We start from the raw sequence: 23,768 nt of genomic DNA on the forward strand, positions 1-23,768 counted from the left end.
ATATTTATTTAACCTTATTTGCGGAATACCCAATATTTTTGAAGTGTAAAATTAAATCCGAGGGAGACTACAATTTCGAGGATAAGTTTGGACAGCAGGAAATGCCAATGCCATATATCGACCAGCAAGTGAATTCCCAAAGATTTTAGGGTAATACTTCCAACCACCACAAGAATAAATTTCCAGAGTTGACTCGCCAGGGGTACTGCTGTATTGTTAAAAGACCAATACCGGTTTATGGTAAAATTCACGATCGCCCCTAGACTACCACTGACCACATTGGAAAATGGGGCAGTAAAAAGCAGAATTTTATAACAGAAAGTATAGATTCCAAAATCTGCCAGCCCACCTAAAAAGGCGGAGAATTGAGCTTTAAAAAATTCTTTCCACTTAAAGGACATTACTTATGGTTGCTCTTGATTGGATTCCTTCTGTAATTTAGCTGCTTTCTCTTCCTTATCTTTCAAATCCCCAACTGCCAACAATTTTTTGGTATCGCCAATATTAATAAAGAATAAGGCGATACAGATTAACAAGACGCTGTAGTTGATAGAACCCGGCACAATAACCTCCAGGATAAGTACCAAACAGATGATTACGCGAATTTCCGTAGGGCCTAATAAACCAGCATCGATGGTGTATTGATCGGTTATACGGTATCTCAATTGGGAAATAATCATTGCCCAACCGTATAGGGACACGAGGGTAAATCCAAGGTATTTAAAATCGCCAGTGGTATAGAAAACATATCCGAGACCGATAAAAACGGTGGACACCCAGTCCATTACAATATCAAGGGCGAAGCCGTACCATTTTCTTGATTTATTACGGTAATAAGCAATACGTCCATCCAAAGAGTCACCAAACCATTGAATAAAGAAGCCCAATACCGCCAGCAACAAGAAATAGATGCTGACATACTCGGCAAGCAAGAAACTTGCTAGGATCATCAAAGATCCAAAGAAACCGATCCCAGTCAATCCATCAGAAGTAATCCATTCTGGTATACGTGGTACCAAGTAAGAAATGAATTTCTGTTCTGGATTACTTAATATGTTTGTTCGCTTTCTGTCTTGAAAAAGCTTTTTATTTATTTTTTGTTCACTCATGATCTTGAAAAAATATTATAGCCATTTATTTTCCTTGTACCAAAGGAGGCTTTCCTTGAGGCCATCCTCAAGCAGGTATTTCGGGTCGAAACCCAATTGGGATTGGGCATGTGTGATATCCACACCCCAGTTTTCGGCAGTCAATTCACCGAGACGTTCGGGATAAATGACAGGCGTTTTGGGGGAATTTCTATACAGAAACTGTGATATTTGTGCAATTCCCTTCACTAAACCTAGGGGCACATGCATTCTCCATAGTTTCTTTTGGAATATATCCTTATATATTTCGGCCATGGCATATCTGGAATAGACTTGACCATCGCTGATATTATAAAATTGCATGCCTTCTTGAGGTGTCATGACACCTTTCAGAAGAACATCCACTAAATCCTTCACATAGATAAAGCTTAGTTTTTGCGGATTGGTACCGATATAAGGGTCCAAACCTCTGCGCATGGTATCGAAAAGAATAAAGATATCCTTTTCACGAGGACCATACACTGCTGTGGGGCGGAATATGGAAATTCGTTCGTCGGTGAAGTTGTTCTGAATCATTATTTCAGACTCTTTTTTACTTCGGCCATAAACGGTAAGCGGATGATATGGAAAAGATTCGTCAATTAAACCTTCATTAGCATACGGAATAGGTCCAATTGCTGCCAAGCTACTGACATAGGCAATTCTTTCCAAAGGCATATCTGCCTTGAATGCCGCATGCAACAAAGCTTCGGTATATCCTACGTTGACATTCTTCATCAATTCCTCGCTTTTTGTCTTGGTCATTGCGGCTGCATGAATGATGTAGCTGTATTTCTCTTGATCAAAAAGTTTTAGGAGGTCTTCAGTATTCCCTAGATTTGGGTACACGAATTTATCGACAAAGGGTTCAATATCAGTTGTCTTACTGGAATTTCGAACGGCGGCATGGACTTCCAGTCCTAATGATTGAGCAGCTTCAGTCAGGTGAGAACCTACAAATCCGCTAGCACCCGTAATGAAGATTTTCTTTTTCATACCGCTTTTTCGTACAGCCGATATCTTTTATAGAAATCAGCATTGATTTGTTCAATAGCGTGATTCATCATGTAATTATGATCCAACATCCAAGAGCATTCAGCCTCGACAATACCCGAAGGAAGTGCTTCTTTAATGATTCGACCATAAAGGCAAGCTTCAATGCCTAGTTTTCGATAATTCTCCAATACCCCTAACATTAATACACGAAGGGATTTGATTTTCTTTTTACCGAAAAGTAGTTTGAAAATACCAGTAGGGAATAATCTTCCCTTTTTAATATTAATTTGTATTTCGTTGACATTAGGAATACCCAGTGCAAAACCAATAACCTCATCCCCTTTTACAGCAAGAACGCAGTATCTAGGGTCGACGATCATTTTCAAGTCTTTTGCAACATGGTTGAATTCATCATCCGTCATCGGGACAAAACCGAGGTTTTTATCCCAAGCTTTATTATAAACCTTTTTAATTCTTTCGGCCTCGTTTTTAAAATCCTTCAGGTTTATATGGCGCAACTTGATACCAGAGCGTTCTAATCGAGCTTCAAGTTTATCGAGAAGCAGAACAGAACGGTGATTTGCATTAGCTTTATTGACTAAATAAGCGCGAAGATCTACTTTTTTAGCATATCCAGCGTTGGTCAATAGGTCCATATAATAAGGAGAATTGTAAGGCATCATAGCCATTGGTGGTCGGTCGAATCCTTCAACTAAAAGGCCAATTGTATCGTTTGTTGTTAAGTTGATGGGTCCAACAATTAAGTTAGCCCCTTTATCCTTTACCCAATCCTCAGCGGTTTTGAACAGCGTATCGGCCACTTCCTGATCATTAATGGAATCAAAAAAGCCGAATTGCCCTTCATTCACATTATTAAATGCGTTATGATTTCTGTTATAAATCGCAGCGATTCGCCCCACGATTTCTCCATTCCTATACGCTAAGAACGGTTGCGCGATAGAATGTTTGTAGAAAGGGTGTTTTTTCGGACTTAATAAATCCTCTTGTCCCAAAAAGAGTTCTGGAACATAATTCGGATCGTTCGCATATAAGTAATGAGGAAAGTCAATAAATGCAGCGAGCTGCTTTTTCGTCTCTACTGGAACAATCGTTATCACGTTTAATAGAATTTAGTTGAAGAATTAACTAATAAAACTTTCTACCTCTAGCGATTTAAATACTTTGGCCATTTTTTCGACAGCTTCATCGATTTGGTCAAAGGTATGCGTCGCCATTAGGGAGATGCGGATTAGAGATTCCTCTGTAGGGACAGCAGGGGCCACTACAGGGTTCACAAACACTCCGTCATCTTGCAACATTTTGGTCACGATATATGTTTTTTCGTTATTACGAACAAACACCGGTAGAATCGGGCTTTCGGTTGCACCTAAGTCGAATCCACTATCTAACAATAATTTCTTCGCATAGTTTGTATTTGCCCACAGTTTTTCAATGTGTTCTGGTTCGGTTTGGATAATTTCCAAAGCTTTTAAGGTAGAAGCAACAGAAGCAGGGGTCATAGAAGCACTGAACATTAAGGAGCGTGCTCTGTGTTTTAAGAATTCAATGGTGTCTTTATCGGCAGCCACGAAACCACCTAGTGAAGCTAGAGATTTGGAGAAAGTTCCCATAATCAGATCAACCTGATCAGTTAATCCGAAATGGCTAGCTGTTCCTGCGCCTTTTTCACCGATAACACCTAAACTGTGTGCATCATCACACAATATTGCTGCATCAAATTCGTTAGCTACTTGAACAAGTTCAGGTAATTTAACAATGTCCCCTTCCATAGAGAATATACCATCAGTAGCGATTAGCTTGAAGCTTTCTTCAGGCAAACGTGCCATTTTATCGCGTAGATCGTCTATGTTATTATGGGCATATTTGATGACTTTTGAGAAAGACAGTCGGCTACCATCGATGATGGAAGCATGGTCGCGTTCGTCCAAAAGGATGTAATCATGTCTACCAGTAAGACAAGATAACGGACCAAGGTTAGACTGGAATCCGGTTGAGAAAAGGATGGCTGCTTCTTTACCAACGTAATCAGCAAGTTTTTCCTCCAGTTCAACGTGAATATCTAAGGTTCCATTAAGGAATCTTGAACCGGCACATCCCGTCCCGTATTTTTCTAGCGCATCTTGGGAGGCTTTAATAATACGTGGGTCGGTGGTTAATCCTAAATAGGAGTTAGAACCAAACATCAAAACACGCTTACCGTCGATTTTCACTTCGGTATCTTGCTTGGATTGAATCGGCCTAAAAAAGGCATATAAGTTTTTAGATTTAATATCTCCTAACTCGCCATCTAAAAACCGCGCAGTTCTTTCATTTAATTTTCCCTTGCTCATTCGACAGGTATCTATAATCTCAACAATATTTACTTTTTGAACTTTTAACAAAAATCGTCAAAAATCCTACAAAGGTACAAAACTACTTCTATTCACGTCAATAAATAACGTAATAATTACCTTTATTTACAAAAAATCGATGCAAACATACAAAACTTAAAGTTCAAATTGTTTGTGCTTTGACATATAAATATCATAAAATTAAATTAATATTAACATAAAGTTTACGATAAAAACAGATATGATTTTGCTAAAAATCAGGAATTAGTACCTTTGTGGATTCAAAAGGGAATAAAACATGGCGATTTCATCATCGGTTAATATTAAAAATAAACGTGCAAGCTTTGAATACCAACTACTGGATAAGTATGTTGCGGGATTAGGGTTATTAGGTACCGAGATCAAATCTATCCGGGAAGGGAAGGCAAATATCAACGATAGTTTCTGTGCTTTTTTTGAGGACGGTCTTTACATTCGTAACATGCATATTGCGGAATATTCCTATGGTTCCTTTTATAACCACGAAGCTAAGCGCGATCGTAAACTGCTATTAACGAAGCGAGAGCTAAAGAAATTAAAGGAAAAAGGCGAAGAAAAAGGCTTTACGATTGTTCCTTTACGCATCTTCATAAATGAGCGAGGCTATGCAAAAGTAGAAATTGCATTAGCGCAAGGTAAAAAAGACTTTGACAAGCGTGATAGTATTAAGGAGCGCGACTCCAAGCGGGAGATGGATCGAGCTATGAAGCGTTAAATCGAACATCCTTTTGATATAGACCAGGTGTAATGCCTGTTCTACTTCGAAACAATCGCACAAAATAATTCACATCATTAAATCCACAAGCATAACATACCTCTTTCACGGAAAGGTTAGTTCTCAGCAGATCTTTTGCTTTTTCTAATCGTTCTTGAATCACCAATTCCATTGGACTGATTCCGTATTCCTCTTTAAACAATCGAAATAAGCCAGCCTTACTCATGTCCATTTGTTGACAAAGGACATCCACAGTTAATTTTTCCGTTAAATGTTCCTGGATATACTTTTTAATTGGGCCCATTGGACCAATTAAGTTATCTGATTCGGGCTCTTTCAGTCTTTCGAACTGCTGTTGTTGAATGATACGAATGAGCAATTCTTTGAATAGCAGATCAGAAAGCGCATCCTTAAAAGGATCGGTACTGATCATTGCAGCAAAGAGTTTATTGGTTATGGTTGCTAATTCGGAGGTGTTTGAGATATGGAATTTATCCCAACTAAAATCCCAACTTAATTTATGTTCTGTTTTAGGATAATTATCGTTCAGGAAATTTAAGCTCTCATTGATCTTTTCGGAGGAAATAACGAGGGCCGTACATTGTGTAGGGTCTTTCATTCTGGCCTCCGGGAAATCTATTTCCATGGGTTTAGAAGCAGGAAGTATTAATGTTTCACCGGGCATATAGTCAAAAGCGGGCACATCTTCCAGGTGCATTATCTTTTTGCCTTTCAGCATATTGATAATGACGATATCGTCGAACTTCAAAGGCACCATATTGCTTACCTCATAGGTTTCAAACACATTTAGTTCAAAATTATTGAGGGTATAAGCTTTACGATTTTCAACGAGGGTAGATAACTCCTTTCCAGCCGCATAAGGTAACTCGCGGATCAAATTTACTTTCTCCATATGCTTTTAATTTATAATCGGTGGCTTACCAAATATATGAAAAAGGCTGATTAAAAATAAATTCCTTGTGTGAAAATATTGTGCTACACAAAGAGACAATAGTGCTATATCTTCAACTTGTGCTTAATTAAATTTGGATAATAACGAATTCATAAATTCTAACGATCAAATTTTACAGACTATGAGTACAATTGCGAGACCGTCGTTCAACGAGCGATATGACAACTATATTAACGGTGCATTTGTGGCACCAAGCAAGGGAAATTATTTTGACAACATCTCTCCTATTGACGGGAAAGTATTTACAAAGGTTGCCCATTCTACCAAAGAAGACATTGATTTGGCGGTGGAGGCAGCAGCGAAAGCCTTTGAGACCTGGAGTAAGACTTCGGCGACAGAGCGAAGCAATATTTTATTTCGGATTGCTGACCGAATTGAGGAGAACTTGGAGAAGATTGCAGCTGTTGAAACTATCGATAATGGTAAAGCGGTTCGAGAAACTTTAAATGCGGATATTCCATTAGCGATTGACCATTTCCGTTATTTTGCGGGCGTGATTCGAGCAGAGGAAGGCTCTTTATCAGAACTGGACAGCAACACGGTATCCTTGATTGTCAATGAACCGATCGGTGTTGTGGCACAGATTATCCCATGGAATTTCCCGATTTTAATGGCCGTTTGGAAATTAGCACCTGCCCTAGCTGCAGGCTGTACGGTGGTTTTAAAACCAGCGGAGAGTACCCCTACATCTATTATGGTTCTTATGGAACTTATTGGTGACCTGATTCCGGCAGGTGTGATCAATGTGGTGAATGGATTTGGATCGGAATTAGGTCGCCATTTGGTAACCCATCCTAAAGTTTCCAAGGCAGCCTTTACAGGGTCGACCGCAACAGGAAGAATGGTGATGCAATATGCAACGGAAAATATTATTCCAGTTACTTTAGAGTTGGGCGGTAAATCACCAAATGTATTCTTCAGTTCTGTCATGGATGCCGATGATTCTTTCTTGGACAAGGCAGTCGAAGGTGCGGTTTTGTTTGCTTTAAATCAAGGTGAAATCTGTACATGTCCATCCCGTTTGCTAATACAAGAGGATATTTATGAAAAGTTTATTGAGCGTGTAATAGACCGTGTCAATAAAATAAAAGTAGGTAATCCATTAGACCCTAAGGTTATGATGGGTGCTCAAGCTTCAAAAATTCAGAAAGATAAGATCATGTCTTATATCAAACTGGGTAAAGAAGAAGGTGCCGAAGTATTAACTGGAGGAGATGAGAATGTTGTAGGTTCAGGATTAGAAGAAGGGTACTACATTAAACCAACTCTCTTTAAAGGTCATAACAAGATGCGTATTTTTCAGGAGGAGATCTTTGGTCCTGTACTAGCCGTAACCACGTTTAAGGATGAGGCTGAAGCAATTGCTATAGCCAATGACACCATATATGGATTAGGAGCAGGTGTGTGGACACGTGATGCACATCAATTATATCAAGTACCTCGAGCTATACAAGCTGGTCGTGTATGGGTAAATCAATACCATAGCTATCCTGCCGGAGCACCATTCGGTGGTTTCAAGCAATCAGGAATCGGACGCGAGAATCACAAAATGATGTTGGCTCATTACCGTCAAGCAAAGAATTTGCTGATATCGTATAGCAAGGAAAAATTAGGGTTCTTTTAAGGAACACGAATAAACAGAACAAAAGGGCATATTTCGGTATGCCCTTAATAAAACAAAACAGCTATGGTTTCAAGAATTGACGTAACAGATGCTGCCCGAGAATTAATTCGAGAATTGGTGGAAAAACATGGAGATCTGATGTTCTATCAAGCAGGTGGGTGCTGTGAAGGAACTCAACCGCAATGTTTTGAGAAGGGCGGGTTTTATCCAAGGATGAATGATGCCATGATCGGATTAGTGGAAGGGTTTGAATTTTGGGTTGACCGAGATTTATTTGAATATTGGCAGTACTCCCATTTTACGCTTGACGTTTTGGATGGATTTGGTCCAGGTGGATTTTCTTTAGAGACTCCATTAGGAAAAACCTTTAAGATTCATTATCGATTATTTACAGACGAAGAACGACAAGATCTAAGTCCAGTCATTCGAAACGAATAAAAAGCTATTTACTTACGGAGATAACAATTTTATCTTTTTACCAAATAAGCTTCATTTTAAAAATAAAGCAAATAAAACCAGTCTTTCCCATAGGCTGGTTTTTGTTATTTAAATCTACTTAGAGCACATCATCAACAGTTCTATTATCACGGGTCACGAATATGTCAGTATCTCTTGATGTTCGGGTAATTATTATCGAAATAACCTTAAATTTATAACATCAGTATATTTAATCGCCAACCATTTATACAGTTAAAGCGTTTGTAGATAAAGAAATAAAAAATCCATTATGTTATTTGAACCACTTCCTTTGAAGAACTTCGTTATTCCGAACCGCATTGTGGTTTCCCCTATGTGTCAATATACAGCAGAGCATGGCTATGCGAACAGCTGGCATTTGGCTCATTTGGGACAATTTGCTATAGGACGAGCAGGGGCTGTGATACAAGAAGCGACAGCCGTTCGTCCAGAGGGCAGAATAAGCTATGGCGACATGGGATTATGGGAAGATGGACAAATAGAACCATTGAGAGAAATCACTGCCTTTATTAAAAGCCAAGGCTCAATTCCGGGTATACAATTAGCACATGCTGGTCGAAAGGCAAGTACGGATAAACCATGGATTGGTAAGAATCAGTTTAAGCCGAATGAGGAGCATGGTTGGCAGACGGTCGCCCCTTCTCCTATTCCTTACTATCCGAATGAGCATGCACCGAAGGAATTAACGATTGCTGAAATCAAAGATTTGGTTCAAGCTTTTCAGGATGCGGCGCGACGAGCAGTATTAGCAGGTTTTCAAATTATTGAGTTGCATGCCGCCCATGGTTACCTCATTCATCAATTTCTATCGCCATTATGTAATTTCCGAACGGATGAATATGGTGGTTCCTTTGATAATCGAATTCGGTTTTTAGAAGAAATTGTTCGTTCGGTTAAAGCTGTTTTAGGGGACTCACATTCTTTGTGGGTTCGTATTTCAGCGACTGATTGGGCAGCTGGTGGATGGGATGAAAATCAAAGTATTGAGCTCGTAAAAAGGTTACAAAGCTTAGGAGTTGAAGTGATGGACATTTCCTCAGGAGGCGCTGTTCGGGAACAGCGGATAAATGTGGGTCCAGGATATCAAGTACCATTTGCTACAGCGATCAAGAAATCGACTGGTATTGTAACAGGCGCAGTAGGCCTTATTACAAATGCGGGTCAAGCGCAGGAGATCTTGGAACAAGGCGCTGCAGACTTTGTCCTTATTGGACGGAGTTTTTTAAGGAATCCACATCTGGTCTTGCAATGGGCAAAAGATTTAGATGTACCCATTGCATGGCCAGTTCAATATGAAAGAGCAAAGGCTCAATAGGAAAAAATCAAGGGATTAATTTACATCCAAACCTTCCAATACTGGAATAGGCTTCTTGTTGTCGTCCAATGCTACAAAGGTAAATCTACCCTGAATAGCCATTTCGCGACCATCTTTATACATGCTTTCTAAAAATATTTCTACGAATATTTTTAAGCTGGTACGGCCTACGCTTTCTACGCGTGCGACAGCTTCAACGATACTTCCTGAAGGGATAGCCTTATGGAAGTCGATTTTGTCGGTTGATACAGTTACTAATTGTTTTCTACAGAAGCGAGTACCACACATAAAGGAAACCTCATCCATCATCGCCATGGCTTTACCGCCAAATAGGGTATCGTGGTGATTGGTGAGGAAAGGAAACACAGTCATGGTAATACGAGTTTCGCTTTGATCGATGCGTTCTTGAATAGTCATTGTTGTAATAAAGGCGCAAAGTTAAGCATCTTTTTCGCTTTCAACGACTACTCCAATGCCCTTTAAGAGCATTGATGCATTAAAAATGGTACATGCTCCATCCTTTAGTTTATAATCAAAAAGCATTTCTGAAGCACGGACCTGAATATCAAAATGATAATTTCTAATGACTTGTGGATATTGTTGCGCCAAATCTGCCAGCTGTAAATCATGAGTTGCTAACATCCCACGACCGTCCAAACCAATTAATTTTTTTATGATTGCTTTAGACCCTAAGTATTTGTCTACCGAATTTGTTCCTCTTAGCATTTCATCAATCAAGAAAAAAGTATCTTTTTGATTGCTTACTTGATCCAGAATAAACTTCATACGGTCCAATTCAGCTTTAAAGGTCGATGTACTTTCATTGAGGGAATCTTTAATACGCATATAACTTACCAGGCAGTAAATGGGAAGCCTTAGGGATTTTGCACAAACCACGGCACCCGTATAAGCTAGAACAGCATTTATTCCAATTGTTCTGAGGAAGGTACTTTTACCAGCCATATTAGAACCTGTAATTAGAGCAATCTGGTGATCGGTAGCATTGTAATCATTGGCTACTGAACGATCCTTTTTAATCAAAGGGTGCTCAATTTCCTCTGTTATGATTTTATCTGTAGCATAGTTGTCCAGAATAACGGGAGTAGCCCACTCAGGATTGTTATAGCTGAGTACACTTAAGGAAATTAAACATTCATAGACAGAAACGGCTTCGAATCCATTGAGGATAGAATCTTCATATTGATCTTTCCATTTTGCAATGGCCATGACTTGTTTGAAATCCCATAGGAATAGCATATTCAAAATGGCTCCAACTAGCATATTATTACGAGCATCCAACTTGTCAATAAGCTTACCTAGTTCAGCAATAATGCTGGAGAGCTTTTTATCTTGCTTTTCGACTTTAATCTGTTGTTGTATATTCTTGGACAGTGTTGCCTGAAAGGTTTTATCCTCAATAAGTTTAATACCATCTGCAAATCCTAATAAGGAAGCACCTACTTTATCGATTTTATTGGAGAATTGAGAGATTTTACCCGCCATAGCGATGGTCCACAATAAATGTGCAATTGCAAGAAAAATCAAGTATGAACCGATATTGTGTACAAAAATGGAGAATAAGGTTCCGGCTAAGAAAATAAACGGTACGATAGTAACATAGGCTTTCAAGGCGGCATTGCCAAACTTGAAACTCTGATCGTGAAAATAACTTGCTATGTAGGAACTCAGGTTAATTTTAGACCCCAGGTTAAAGAGCATTTTTGTTTGAAATGCCTGTAGATGCTCTGGGTCTTTTTTTAATTCCTGAATAGCTTCTTGTCTTTCCAAGATGTCCTTTTTGCTGGCAGGAGAAGCAAACCAATTCTTCAATTGTAGCACAGCGTCTTTACTGGAGCAACGGTTTACTAAAGCAAATAAGGAGTTGCTACCAAAAATATCTAAATCGGAAACATAAGGATGTTTTCCATCATCAAACTCTGCACCATCGGCATACATATTCGCATGTCCTTCTTTGATGGCTAATTCGTTTTCATTTACCTGAAGATATATCTTGGCTTCTTGCAATTGTCTTTCTACTCTACTTTGGCGAAAAACCAAATACACGAATAGGAGCATAATCAACATCATGGTTCCGAGAACCACAAAAACATTGTTGATTTTAAACAATTGGAAAATGACGATTCCACCAATTAGAATAATGGCGAGACGAAGTAATGAATTACGATTAATGGTTTTTTCCAGTTTTTGGATATTTTCTTTAGCCTTTTTTACATTGGCTTGGTAAAATGCAGTACTCATGTCGCTAAAATAAATAAAAAAGCCCGGTGATGCCGAGCTATTTTTGTGGTATATGAAAAAGATGTTTTCTTATTTTTTAACCTTCGAAACTTTGAAAGGTTTTTTCACTGCTTTCCAAGCTGCTTCTTTTGCAATTTTCGCTTGTTCATCTGTTAGTTTCTCTGGTTTATAGGGGTTCTTTCTAGGATCTGCATTAAATAATTTGGCATACCACACACAAGCAGCAGTGAAACGGCCATAATCTAAGTTCAGGTGATAGCCGTCACGTGTCATATGGTCGCCAATGGAACTGGTTCTAGCATTTTGAACAGCTGTACCTGAAGGTACCACAAATTCAAAGTCACCAGTTTTATCTATATGTTTGGTGACATTCATGATACTATCATACATGGTCTGTTGGTTTTGACCATAGATTTTAAAACCTTCATGTTTTGAATCTTGCTGGTAAGCCCAAGTTTGGTGGTACACCATTTTAGAATCTGGGTTCATATGCGCGAAGACATAGGTCCATAAATCTGTCAGTGAAGCCATCACTACATTATACTGACCGGAAAAAGAGCTTGCTTGTTGTAAGCTGATAAAATCCCAGTTATCATCGGCTAGGGCTTTTTCAATGCTTACCTTTGGCGTCGTGTTTTTCACACCATCCTCTCCTACTTTTCTGTAGGAATATGCATCAACATTGTTATGAGCATTTTTTAAATGTAATTCCAATGGCGCTCCACCGATATATAAATTTCCGATGACCATTTTCTTACCATCTGCTTTTGCTAGGTCATATAAATAATTTTCAATAGCATCTTCTGAGAAGCTATTACCTATTGCCAATACTTTGGTTACATCATCATCCTTAGGGGATGCATGCTGCGCAAAGATCAATTGGAAATTTAAGGATATAAAGAAAAAAAGAAGGCTGATCTGTTTCATTTTTCGAATATTTTTTAATCTGTGATTATTTACATGGCTATTCTTCCAAATAAGAAGAAAGTAGAGTTATAGGCATTTTGCATTAACAGACTAAAAGTACGAAAAATTAAGTTAATATAGTTTAAAAAGGAATAATGGCTAAAGGCTAAAATTCGATTCTGATAGTTAAATAATGGGACATTTAAAAGCGTTAATGCGAATAAAAACGCAAGGATATTGAGACAGAATGAATTGCAAATTAGGCATACATATATGGCAAAATAAGGGTATTTTTGGAAGGTATGGCGTATAAATTCATTGATAATTATCGGGAACAAGGAGCGAGAAAGCAGTTGGTTCGACACTTGGAGAAGCGAGGTATAGAGGATAAGCGAGTGTTGGCTGCGATCGGGAAAGTGCCTAGGCATTTCTTTTTCGATGAGACTTTTTGGAATCAAGCTTATCGTGATATTGCATTTCCGATTGGCGATGGGCAAACCATTTCACAACCTTATACGGTAGCTTATCAAAGTCAATTACTCCATATTAATAAAGGTGATAAGGTATTGGAGATAGGCACAGGTTCAGGTTATCAGACTTGTATCTTATTAGAATTGGGCGCAGAGGTTTTCACCATCGAAAGGCAAGAGAATTTATATCAGCGTACTATTCAAGTCTTACCATACATGGGCTATAAGCCACATTTCTTTCTAGGTGATGGTTCAATGGGGATTCCGAAACATGCCCCATATGATCGGATCATCGTGACTGCTGGTGCCCCCTTTGTACCGGAAAAAATGCTCAAACAATTAAAACTTGGCGGATTAATGGTTATTCCAGTAGGAGATGAAAAATTCCAAAAGATGGTGACCATTTTACGCGTAGGTGAGAATGATTTTGAGCGAATAGAATTGGATACCTTTCGTTTTGTTCCTTTAGTAGGCGACCAAGCCTGGTAATATTCCAAGGAAACTAGGTTTAGCAGAAAATTGTATTTGTTATTGTTTATTAAGTTTTTGTGAACTTATTGGCTCATATTGCTTATCCCTAAAGAATTAAGCATATTTGGGTAGGGTTCAGATATTCAATCCGATCAAATACATAATTAAACAAAATGAGCATAATTCGTAAGAACCTGGTTGAACATTATACTTGGGGGGATCAATGTGATGGTTGGCATTTACTCAAAAGCATGGGTTTAAGTGTTATTGAGGAGCGAATGCCCGCCAAGACAGCCGAACGTCTTCACTATCATGATAAATCGGAACAATTTTTCTATATCCTAAAAGGTGAAGCCATATTCGAGAAAGAAGGCAAACACTATGAGGTGAAAGCCAAGCAGGGATTCCATGTAAAGCCTTTGGAAAAACACCGAATAAGTAATCTTTCCAATGAAGACTTGGAATTTATAGTGATTTCTCAGCCCATGGCACATGGGGACCGAATAGATTTATAATAGTATTTCTAAATATTACCAAGTCTTTAATAAGGGTCGACATCAATTTGAATCTTCACGCCTTTATTCTTCTTATCGAGATCGAAATGTAGGATGGATTGCCTTATGAGATCCTTGACTTTACTGATGGAGATATTTTTCCTCTCAATTTTAAGGGTAATGGTCTGAATAAAATTATTCCTTACTCGGGAAATCAATGGTGGTTCAGGTCCTAAAACGCGAGCACCTAACTGTTGACGAAGTAAGCTTGCTAATCGATTAGCCGCATCATTCACCAAATCCTGATCCGTATTTTTTACATCTAACTTTATTAGGCGATAAAATGGCGGGTACTGGTAGTTCTTTCTCTCCGTAACTTCTGTAATAAACATCCCATTATAATCGTGTTCTTTGACTTGCTCTAAGATACGGTGGTTAGGGGTATAGGTTTGAACGATTACGGTTCCAGGATTCTGTCTTCTACCTGCACGACCTGCTACTTGAGAAAATAAAGAAAAGGCACGTTCATATGCTCTAAAGTCAGGGAAATTAATCATACCATCGGCATTGATAATACCAATAAGGGTGACATTTCCGAAATCTAAGCCTTTGGTGACCATTTGGGTTCCAATGAGGACATCAAATTCCTGATTATCAAAAGCAGCAATTACGCGGTCGAAACCATGTTTTCCCTTTGTGGAATCAAGATCCAATCGACCGATACGAAGATCAGGTAGTTGAATTTCCAGTTCCTCTTCTACCCTTTCTGTTCCAAAGCCTTTGCTTTGGAGATTTGGCATACCGCATCCAGGACATGTTTGAGGCATCTCTTCGGAAAATCCACAATAATGGCAATGCAAAAGATTACTGGTTTTATGATATGTCATACTCACATCGCAGTTGACACATTTCGCCACATATCCGCAAGTACCACATTGCAGAAAAGGTGTATGCCCTCTTCTGTTCTGGAATAGGATTACTTGTTCCTTGTTCTTAACTGTTGTTGCTATAGCCTGCAGGAGTTCAGCCGAAAAGTAAGAGAACATTTCTTCCTTGCGGGCAGCCTCTGCGATATCAATAATTTTTATTTCGGGAAGTTTTGCATCACCATAGCGTTCCAAGAGTTCCACCAAGCCGTATTTACCAGCCTTAGCATTGTAATAGCTCTCTACAGAAGGGGTAGCAGAACCTAATAGCACCTTTGCATGATGTTGATGTCCTAGATAGATGGCTGTATCACGGGCATGATATCTTGGAGCTGGATCATATTGCTTGTAAGAATTTTCATGTTCTTCATCTACTATGATTAATCCAAGATCAAAGAAAGGCAAGAATACAGAAGACCTAGCACCAATAACGACTTGGAACTCTCCCTTTCTGACACGATGCCACACTTCAGCACGCTCATTATCATTGAATCGGGAATGATATACGCCTAATTTATCTCCGAAGTGTAGTTTTAGACGTTCTGTAATTTGCGCTGTTAAGGCAATTTCTGGTAAGAGGTATAAAGCAGACTTTCCTTGAGCTAATGCTTCCTCGATTAGTCGAATATACAATTGGGTCTTCCCTGAAGCAGTTACTCCATGAAAAAGTACAACATCCTTCAGTTCAAATTCTGCTTTAATCTGGTCGTATGCTGTTTGCTGAGCAGGGCTGAATTTAAAATCCGGTGATAATAATACATCGGTTCCTTCGAATCGGTTTACCACCTTCTCCTTGACATCAAATACACCTTTATCAATTAACGCCGTGATAGCAGCAGTACCACAACCAGATGCTTCCATCACATCCTGGCGACTGATATCAGATTTATTTTTCTGCAATTGCATATACGCCAATACTGCATCTTGTTGCTTTGGAGCACGGTTTAAGGAATCCAATAAATCTCGTTTACCATCTGAATCATTGAACATGGATGCCAATCGAAGAAATGCTTTGGTTTTCGGCTTATAACGCTCTTTGATTTCTTCGGAAATCAAGATATATCCTTTATCAAACAAGCTTCTTAATAAGGGGAATACAGTTTTTTGGCCTAGAATTTTGATGACATCATTGACGGTTAATTCACCTGCCAGGTCCAATGCCTCAAGAATCATATACCCTTTATCGGTCACTAATGAGCGATCAAGTGTAGGGTCATTGGCTGCCATTATTTTGGTTTCGGAAGCCATTTTCAGTGCAGCAGGTAATGCTGCCTGCATAACATCCCCCACAAAACACATGTAGTATTCGGATATCCAATTCCACATTTCCAATTGATTTGGAAATATGATGGGATCATCATCCACAATATCCAGGATATATTTAGCTTCATATTGCAGTGGGGCTTCCGTTCCAATACTGCTGATCAAGGCGGAGTAAATCTTGTTCTTACCAAATTGAACAATGACACGCTTTCCAATTCCTATTTTAGCATTCAGCTCTAATGGGATACGGTAGGTGTAGTTCTTAGCAATTGCTAATGGTAAGATTACCTCGACAAAATAAGTGTTACGATCAGTGGGCAATAATTCTGCTTGAGACATATAACAAAAGTAAGGAAATAAAGGGTAAGTTTTGAGATTTGAGATGTCAGATGTGAGACCGCTTCGCTGTTAGATATGAGATAGAAAGTGGGTTAGGTCATTTCCAGCTAGGAATAGAGAGAATATACTGAGCTTCCCGCACAGGACGCCATCAATGTGAGGCTTGCCGAAGAAACTATTCGTATGTAAATCAAAACTGTATTAATGGACCTGTGGGAAGAATATTGTAATGCGGGCGATGCATGCATCGCCCCTAACAATCGTGATTTTTATTGTTCCTTACCATCCAAAATGTAGGGTTGAAGCATGCTTCGACCGTTAATATTAAACTAAAAAACAGCTAACCTTTGAAATCTATTATCTATTATCTATTATCTATTATCTATTATCTATTATCTATTATCTATTATCTATTATATAATAATTAAAATCGGGCGGACATTCCGCTCGTTTTCGTCGGGGATTAATCCCCTTCCCTCAAACTCACTCAGTACCGCCCCTACCTAACGTGCTACCCATATAATGGGTTATTAGGCGATAATAATACGCCACACGTAGGGGCAGCACTTAGCGCAGCGGAATGTCTGCCCGATTTAAAATAGTAGTTATTAATGAGTAGTGAGTATAAAGACCTATGGATTACCAAATTCCTAATGTGTTAGAAATTCTATCTAACAGCGAAGCGGTCTCATATCTCACATCTAATATGAAGCGGTCTAAAAACCAAAAAACAGTGCTTTAGGGGAGCTATAAAAACAAAACAGCTCCAAAGTGAAGATTTGGAGCTGTTTTGTTTTTATATGGAGCCTTAGGCTCGATTTTTCATTGCTGCGATAAATAAAGCTATCCAACCTATAATGAAACAGACACCACCGAGTGGGGTAATTGGTCCAATGATGGATATATTTTCAATACCAAGTAGATTTCTGGTGCTTAACAGGTATAATGATCCGGAGAACAAAAGAATACCTAGGGTAAACATGATGTAGGATACTTTAATTGATTGGCTTTTTGCTCTTGAAAATGTTGAAAGGAACAATAAAGCTAGGGTATGATAAAATTGATATTGATTTGCTGTATGCCAAGTTTCCAACTGTTTGTCGGAAATCTTACCTTCCAATCCGTGTGCACCAAAAGCACCTAGAATGACGGCTAACAATCCGAAAAACGAGGCTGTTAGAATAATTTGTTTGTTCATTTTTGCCTTTAAAATAAGAATAGATTATTTTTCGATTATAAATGTATAAAATAACTTCTTAAAAAGCACTCCTATTTTTGCAAATTTGTATATATTGAGTTTTAAACTTTTAATCGGAAAGTTTTTCTAACATGAGAAATACAATAATTGTTTCCATCCTGCTATTAGTGGCGGTAATTGTGGCTTCGGTCTATTATTTTAGTGGATTGGATCAAGAAAAGAAAGAATCTGTAAAGCCTATAGCGTTTTTGCCGAAGGATACTTATCTGATCGCCTCCTTCGTGAATGATGAAACTACAGATAATATATTTAAGGATTTCGAGATATTTGAAGCGATGCTTGGTCATCAGGAAATCCATCAATTACGCAATCTGAAACAACAACTTCTAAGGAATAAAAACCTGAACAGCTATTTAGTTGGTTCGGATATTTTCATATCCTTACACCCGGGAAAAGAAGAAACACAATTGCTTTTCAGCATTCCATTAATGGAAAAGGTGAAAAATGAAGAGCTGGATCAAGTTCTAACCAGTCTTTCTTCTACCTTACAAGTACAGAAAACAGATACAGCTGGTACTGCCTTATATTCGTTTAAGGCTTTAAAAACTGATTCTTCTAATACAGAAACTAAGGATTCTATCTTTTACGTTGCTTATCAAGCGAATATATTCTTTGGTAGTTATTCTAAAAGTTTACTGTTCCATGTATTGGATAAGAAGCAGCCTAAGCTAGAAGAAAAACAGATCAGTTATTTTAACGACCATTCAAATCGGAACTCTCCATTTACGGTTTACTTACCGCAGCAGAACTTGAATGGCATGGTTTCCAATTATAAGAAAAACAAAGCTGGTGATTTCTTAAAGCAGTTTATCAACCTTAAGGGACAAACAGTTTGGAATATCAATTATAAGCAGGATGCTTTGATGCTTTCTGGGGAAAGTGAGTTGGAAGATGCTGATGGTGAGTACCTCTCCATCTTTGCTAAACAGCATAAGACCGTTCAGCGTTTGTACAATTATTTTCCATCAAGCAGTATGATGTTTGTGGAATATTCCTTTTCAGATAAAGCCTCCTGGGCAAGTGATTTGAAAACATGGCAGGCAAAACAAGATGGTGCAAAGCAATTAAGTGATCAGGAGCAAGTAATAAATAAAGAAAAGCCACAGTTGTTAACTGATATACAGGCTGCTTTAGGATCTGACTTTGCAGTTGTAGAACAGACAAATTCAGATTATTTAGGTTTTATTAGCATTCAAGACAGCAGCAAGTTTGATTCTGTTTTAAATTCCATGGCAGAATCTGCAGGAGATAGCATTTATAGATTTCGTTATGCTCAGATTCCATATCGTTTTTATGGTGAGGGGTTGAAAGCATTCTCTAGGCCTTATTTTGTCCGTGTAAATAATCTTATTGTCCTAGCGAATCAGCAATCCACTATTCAGGAGTATATTAGAAAATGGAAAAGAAAAGATTTATTAATTGGTGGAATTGGCTTTAAAAACTATGAACAAATACAAGGCAATGAAGCAAATGTTACTTTCTTCATCAACACCAAGAATGCAAGTAACTTTTTGATCAACTCACTGAACAATAGTTATAGCAAGAATTTCCGAAATAAGGATGAGTATGGTTATCAGGAATTTTATTCCTGGTCATTACAATTGGCAGGAAATTCTGGAAATTTCCTTAGTCGTTTTTATGCCATTTACAAGAGTAAAAATCGCTTAGGTGTCAATGCAGATTGGACTTATAGTATGGAAAGTCGATTGATTAATGGTCCCTATGTCTTTGAACATTCGGATACGGCACAATTTATTTTAGCCCAAGAGCAAGATCATACGGTACATGCCATTCATCCTAGTGGAAATAAGTTATGGTCTACTGTATTCTCTGGACGTATCGTTGGATCAGTGAAACAATTGCCGGACCGCAGTTTATTATTGGCTACTGACCGTAGACGTTTATATCGCTTCGATCCGCAAGGTAAGATGGTTCGGGGTTTTTCAACGGGATTGTCTGCAGAACCTATATATGAGCCAAGTTATATCGATTGGGGGAGTGAGCAATATATCCTAGTTCCTGGAAAGAATAAGCTGATGGCATTTACCATGGAGGGTGGAAAAGTTGACGGTTGGGACGATGTAAATCTCGAAGGAGAAATCACTGGTCCACTACAATTAGTAGATAATGAATTGGTTGTTGGCACTACATATGGTCGAGTATATTTCTTTGATCAGGGTGGTAATAAAACCAAGGAAATTGATATTCCTGGTGATGTAGTATTTGTAAGTCCTGTAGCAGTTGTAAAACGAGAAACAGAGACTGTATTCTATGCGACGGACGATACTGGAAAAGTTTATGAAATTAAAAAAGACGGTTCCAGTAAGGTGATTTATGAAGGTAAATGGGAAAAGAATTACCACGCTGACTTTGTCAATTTAGCAGGCACTAGCAGTCCAGAGCTAATTATCTTGGACGGTTCTTACCTTCAAGTATTGGAATTAGGTAATACGGTGAAACCTTTATTTGATTATACCTTTACCAAAAAGATAGAGAATAGTCCATATTATTTCCCTGCAGGTTCAGGTTTGAGTAAAATGGGAATAGCTCCTCAAGGCACCAACTTGATCTACTTGTTTACAGAGACTGGAGGCATAGTTGATGGTTATCCTGTGGAGGCCCAGCCATTATTTTATGATGGAAAAATCAATTACAATTCAGGAAATTTCTTGATTTGTACACGTAGAGACTTTAAACTTTATGCCTTTAGATATTAAGCATTTCATATTCAATCAGTTTAGCGAATAAATAAATGGAGAAATCATTGCTTATGAGGCTTTAAAAAAGTTTTCATTGCCGATTTTTTTTCATTAGGTTTGCAATCACAAAAGACGTATGTTGACAGGAGAAGAATATTTAGTAGAACTATCCAGACCTAAAAAGATAATCATTACCACGCACCATAAACCTGATGGCGATGCCTTAGGTTCATCTTTGGGTCTATATTATTGGCTCAAGAAGAAAGGTCATGATGTACATGTGATATTATCATCTGATTTTCCTACATTTTTAGATTGGATGCCAGGACGTGAAGAATTGTTATTCTATCCTCAAGATCCAAGTCAATGTCAAGGATTATTTGATACAGCAGATATCATCTTTTGTTTGGATTACAGCGCGCTTTCCAGAACCAACATATTAGAACCTGTTATCAGAAATGCTAAGGCGCCAAAATGGATGATCGATCATCACTTAGAGCCTGAAGATTTTGCACAGGTGTGTTATTGGGATTCCAATGCGGCAGCGACAGCACAGTTGGTATTCAAATTTATTGCCGAGGTCTTTGATGATAAAGAAGCAATTGATGAGAAGATAGCAACTTGTTTGTACACAGGTATCATGACAGATACTGGTTCTTTCCGATTTAAGTCAACAACTTCTGAGGTTCACCATATCATTGCGGCATTATTAGAAGCTGGAGCTCGAAACTGGGAAATCCATGAGCAGATATACAATAGCAGTACTGAAAATCGTTTAAAGTTTTTAGGTTACAGCTTATTAAACTGTTTAGAGGTTATTCCAGAGTATCATACGGCCTTATTCTCACTGAGTAAAGAGGATTTGGCGAAGTTTAATGTGACCACTGGCGATACAGAAGGCTTAGTAAATTATGCTTTATCGATAAAAGGTATTCGATTGGCAGGTTTATTTGTTGATAGAACTGAATTAATTAAATTATCTTTGCGTTCCATTGGAGATATTCCATGTAATGAGATCTGCAAGAAACACTTCAATGGTGGTGGGCATTTAAATGCTGCCGGTGGCAATTCTACGGAGGAATTGAGTGAAGTGGTCAACCGCTTTAAATCTATTCTTCCAGAATATAAAGCGTATTTAACATAGCATATTTTAAGCGTTATAAATAGAAAAATGAAAAAATCGATTTTAGTATTAACGGCATTAGCGAGTCTTGTATTTGCGTCTTGCCAAAACTTTAAAAAAGGTGACGGTGGCCTTGAATATAAATTCATCAAGGACGCTGGAACAGACAAAGCTGTTGGAGGTGATATCTTAGCAATGGATATGATCGTTGAAACAGATCGCGACTCATTATTAGCTAGTACTTATGATTTAGGTATGTCGCAAATTGCACCCGTAATTCCTGATTCTATGATGCAAGGTGGTTATGCTGGTGATAATAACTCCATTTTGAAAATGTTAGGAGAAGGTGATAGCGCCGTTTTCCGTTTGAACTTAGATACAATGGCAGCAAAAACTGGTCAACCAAAACCAGAGTTTGCTGATAAATACATCCAATTTACTATCAAAGTCAAAAAACACTTCAAAAAAGGTAATTTAACTGACTCAGCTCTTTACGACCAAGTAAACAAATACTACATGGCTGAAATGGAAGGCATGAAGAAAGCTGAAGATGGTAAAATTGCTACTTATGTAGAGAAAAACAAATTGACACCTAAGAAAACTGCTTCTGGCTTACAGTATGTAGTTAAAAACGAAGGTACAGGAAACAACCCAGTCGTTGGTGATACGGTAGTATTAAACTACACTGGTGCATTAACTAACGGAAAAGTATTTGATACTAACCTTCCTGAGGTGGCTAAGAAAAATAATGTTTTCAATCCAATGAGACCTTACGAAGCATTACGCGTACGTATTGGTCATACTCCAGTAATTCAAGGATGGACTGAAGGACTTCAATTATTGAAAAAAGGTTCTAAAGCTACTTTCATTATTCCTTCTTCATTAGGATATGGCGAGCGTCAGCAAGGAAACTTAATTCCAGCTTATGCACCTTTAGTATTTGATGTTGATGTTGTAGAAGTTATTGCGGGTCCTAAAGAGGAACCTACTCCAGCACAACCTACAATACCAGTTCCAACTCCATAATCTATTGGACAAAGAATAAAATTTTGCAATATTTATAATAAATCGCAGTTTTTGTTAAAAGAACTGCGATTTTTCATTCTATAGAGGTAGTTTAACTAACAATATATTAACTTTGGCACCATGCAAGCAGAAAATGTAATCGGTGGCTTTACTTTAACCGATACCCATACCCATATCTATTATCAAGCAGGAACACCAAATTTAGCGGAACAGATGAATCGTTGTTTTGAAAATTCTGTCAAACGACTTTTCCTACCTAATGTAGATTTAGAGTCCATTCCTCAAGTAATGGATACGGTTAAGGCTTATCCTGAAAACTGCTTTGCTATGCTTGGTTTACACCCTTGCAGTGTCGGTGAAGATTATAAGCAAGTCTTGGACACCATAGAACAAGAGATCCAAAAACATAAAATCTATGCCATTGGGGAAATTGGGATTGATTTATATTGGGATAAAAGTACGCTTGCTTGGCAACAAGAAGCATTCCGCAGGCAGATTAATTGGGCTAAGGATTTAGGTCTTCCAATTAGCATTCACTGTCGTGAGGCTTTTGATGAGGTATTTGAAATCTTGGATGCTGAACAAGATGGAAGGTTATTTGGCATCTTCCATTGCTTTACGGGCTCTTTAGAGCAAGCTAAACGAGCTATCGCCTTAAACTTTGTCTTAGGCATAGGTGGAGTCGTAACGTTCAAAAAGGCCGGCTTAGATGCTGTCGTAAAAGAGATCGCACTTGAACACTTAGTTTTAGAAACAGATGCGCCATATTTGGCTCCAGTTCCCTACCGTGGAAAAGAAAACGAGAGCAGTTACTTATTTCATGTTGCTCAAAAAGTAGCTGATTTACATGAGATTTCCATTGAGAAATTAGCAGAAATAACAACCAATAATTCCATTAAAGTATTTAATATATAATC

The 23,768-nt window shown here is 38.3% G+C and carries 21 protein-coding genes; 10 read left to right on the top strand and 11 right to left on the bottom strand.

From position 1 onward, the window contains the following. Positions 1-14: 14 nt before the first annotated feature. Genes ABD676_RS11705 through spt form a run of 5 tightly spaced genes read right to left on the bottom strand, consistent with a single transcriptional unit; the run spans position 15 to position 4,474 of the window. On the bottom strand, positions 15-401 hold the full coding sequence (locus ABD676_RS11705; RefSeq protein WP_344674870.1) for a GtrA family protein: 387 nt from the start codon (positions 399-401) through the stop codon (positions 15-17). 3 nt (positions 402-404) lie between these two features. Further along, positions 405-1,109: a CDP-alcohol phosphatidyltransferase family protein gene (locus ABD676_RS11710; RefSeq protein WP_344674871.1), complete on the bottom strand. Its 705-nt coding sequence runs from the start codon at positions 1,107-1,109 to the stop codon at positions 405-407. Positions 1,110-1,124: 15 nt separating this feature from the next. Then, positions 1,125-2,123 (bottom strand): NAD-dependent epimerase/dehydratase family protein, encoded by a 999-nt coding sequence (locus ABD676_RS11715; RefSeq protein WP_344674872.1) that lies wholly within the window; start codon positions 2,121-2,123, stop codon positions 1,125-1,127. Continuing rightward, positions 2,120-3,241: a hypothetical protein gene (locus tag ABD676_RS11720; protein WP_344674873.1), complete on the bottom strand. Its 1,122-nt coding sequence runs from the start codon at positions 3,239-3,241 to the stop codon at positions 2,120-2,122. The genes ABD676_RS11715 and ABD676_RS11720 overlap by 4 nt, the downstream gene beginning before the upstream one ends. A 24-nt stretch (positions 3,242-3,265) precedes the next feature. Further along, the gene (gene spt / locus ABD676_RS11725; protein WP_344674874.1) at positions 3,266-4,474 is read right to left on the bottom strand and encodes a serine palmitoyltransferase; all 1,209 of its coding nucleotides are present in this window, start codon (positions 4,472-4,474) and stop codon (positions 3,266-3,268) included. 298 nt (positions 4,475-4,772) lie between these two features. Between spt and smpB the strand changes: the two genes are divergently transcribed. Next, positions 4,773-5,228 carry an SsrA-binding protein SmpB gene (gene smpB, locus ABD676_RS11730; RefSeq protein WP_344674875.1) on the top strand — a complete coding sequence of 152 codons (456 nt, stop codon included), beginning with the start codon at positions 4,773-4,775 and terminating at the stop codon, positions 5,226-5,228. Here smpB and ABD676_RS11735 read toward each other — a convergent pair. Next, positions 5,215-6,141, bottom strand: coding sequence for a helix-turn-helix domain-containing protein (locus ABD676_RS11735; protein WP_344674876.1), 927 nt, complete (start codon positions 6,139-6,141; stop codon positions 5,215-5,217). The two genes, smpB and ABD676_RS11735, sit on opposite strands and share 14 nt — an antisense overlap. Positions 6,142-6,322: 181 nt before the next feature. On the opposite strand from ABD676_RS11735, the gene ABD676_RS11740 reads away from it, so the two are divergent. The 3 genes from ABD676_RS11740 to ABD676_RS11750 all read left to right on the top strand — a co-directional run bounded on the left by ABD676_RS11740 (position 6,323) and on the right by ABD676_RS11750 (position 9,617). Beyond that, positions 6,323-7,825, top strand: coding sequence for an aldehyde dehydrogenase family protein (locus ABD676_RS11740; RefSeq protein WP_344674877.1), 1,503 nt, complete (start codon positions 6,323-6,325; stop codon positions 7,823-7,825). 63 nt (positions 7,826-7,888) lie between these two features. Further along, positions 7,889-8,263, top strand: coding sequence for a DUF779 domain-containing protein (locus ABD676_RS11745; RefSeq protein WP_344674878.1), 375 nt, complete (start codon positions 7,889-7,891; stop codon positions 8,261-8,263). Between the two features lie 289 nt (positions 8,264-8,552). Continuing rightward, on the top strand, positions 8,553-9,617 hold the full coding sequence (locus ABD676_RS11750; RefSeq protein ID WP_344674879.1) for an NADH:flavin oxidoreductase/NADH oxidase: 1,065 nt from the start codon (positions 8,553-8,555) through the stop codon (positions 9,615-9,617). A 15-nt stretch (positions 9,618-9,632) separates the two neighbouring features. Here ABD676_RS11750 and ABD676_RS11755 read toward each other — a convergent pair whose 3' ends face one another. The 3 genes from ABD676_RS11755 to ABD676_RS11765 form a co-directional block, all read right to left on the bottom strand. After that, a complete protein-coding gene (locus tag ABD676_RS11755) occupies positions 9,633-10,034 on the bottom strand; it encodes an acyl-CoA thioesterase (protein ID WP_344674880.1) in 402 nt (133 codons plus the stop codon). A 21-nt stretch (positions 10,035-10,055) separates the two neighbouring features. Beyond that, positions 10,056-11,876, bottom strand: coding sequence for a MutS-related protein (locus tag ABD676_RS11760; RefSeq protein WP_344674881.1), 1,821 nt, complete (start codon positions 11,874-11,876; stop codon positions 10,056-10,058). A 69-nt stretch (positions 11,877-11,945) separates the two neighbouring features. Continuing rightward, on the bottom strand, positions 11,946-12,803 hold the full coding sequence (locus tag ABD676_RS11765) for a DUF4886 domain-containing protein (RefSeq protein WP_344674882.1): 858 nt from the start codon (positions 12,801-12,803) through the stop codon (positions 11,946-11,948). A 281-nt stretch (positions 12,804-13,084) separates the two neighbouring features. Between ABD676_RS11765 and ABD676_RS11770 the strand changes: the two genes are divergently transcribed. Both ABD676_RS11770 and ABD676_RS11775 read left to right on the top strand, forming a co-directional pair. Next, positions 13,085-13,741, top strand: a complete 657-nt coding sequence (locus ABD676_RS11770; RefSeq protein WP_344674883.1) for a protein-L-isoaspartate(D-aspartate) O-methyltransferase — start codon at positions 13,085-13,087, stop codon at positions 13,739-13,741. A 155-nt stretch (positions 13,742-13,896) separates the two neighbouring features. Then, on the top strand, positions 13,897-14,238 hold the full coding sequence (locus ABD676_RS11775; protein ID WP_344674884.1) for a cupin domain-containing protein: 342 nt from the start codon (positions 13,897-13,899) through the stop codon (positions 14,236-14,238). 26 nt (positions 14,239-14,264) lie between these two features. Here ABD676_RS11775 and priA read toward each other — a convergent pair whose 3' ends face one another. After that, complete coding sequence (priA, locus tag ABD676_RS11780; protein ID WP_344674885.1) at positions 14,265-16,745, bottom strand: replication restart helicase PriA; 2,481 nt, start codon at positions 16,743-16,745, stop codon at positions 14,265-14,267. Positions 16,746-17,553: 808 nt separating this feature from the next. Further along, positions 17,554-17,943 (bottom strand): DUF423 domain-containing protein, encoded by a 390-nt coding sequence (locus ABD676_RS11785; RefSeq protein WP_344674886.1) that lies wholly within the window; start codon positions 17,941-17,943, stop codon positions 17,554-17,556. Positions 17,944-18,074: 131 nt separating this feature from the next. Between ABD676_RS11785 and ABD676_RS11790 the strand changes: the two genes are divergently transcribed. The 4 genes from ABD676_RS11790 (at position 18,075) to ABD676_RS11805 (ending at position 23,766) form a co-directional block, all read left to right on the top strand. Beyond that, the gene (locus ABD676_RS11790; protein ID WP_344674887.1) at positions 18,075-20,720 is read left to right on the top strand and encodes a hypothetical protein; all 2,646 of its coding nucleotides are present in this window, start codon (positions 18,075-18,077) and stop codon (positions 20,718-20,720) included. A 118-nt stretch (positions 20,721-20,838) separates the two neighbouring features. Continuing rightward, positions 20,839-21,846, top strand: a complete 1,008-nt coding sequence (locus tag ABD676_RS11795) for a DHH family phosphoesterase (protein WP_344674888.1) — start codon at positions 20,839-20,841, stop codon at positions 21,844-21,846. Positions 21,847-21,873: 27 nt separating this feature from the next. Then, positions 21,874-22,851, top strand: coding sequence for an FKBP-type peptidyl-prolyl cis-trans isomerase (locus ABD676_RS11800; protein ID WP_344674890.1), 978 nt, complete (start codon positions 21,874-21,876; stop codon positions 22,849-22,851). 120 nt (positions 22,852-22,971) lie between these two features. Next, on the top strand, positions 22,972-23,766 hold the full coding sequence (locus ABD676_RS11805) for a TatD family hydrolase (RefSeq protein WP_344674891.1): 795 nt from the start codon (positions 22,972-22,974) through the stop codon (positions 23,764-23,766). The last annotated feature ends 2 nt before the right edge of the window (positions 23,767-23,768 follow it).

The organism is Sphingobacterium kyonggiense (assembly GCF_039536825.1).
GTDB lineage: Bacteria > Bacteroidota > Bacteroidia > Sphingobacteriales > Sphingobacteriaceae > Sphingobacterium > Sphingobacterium kyonggiense.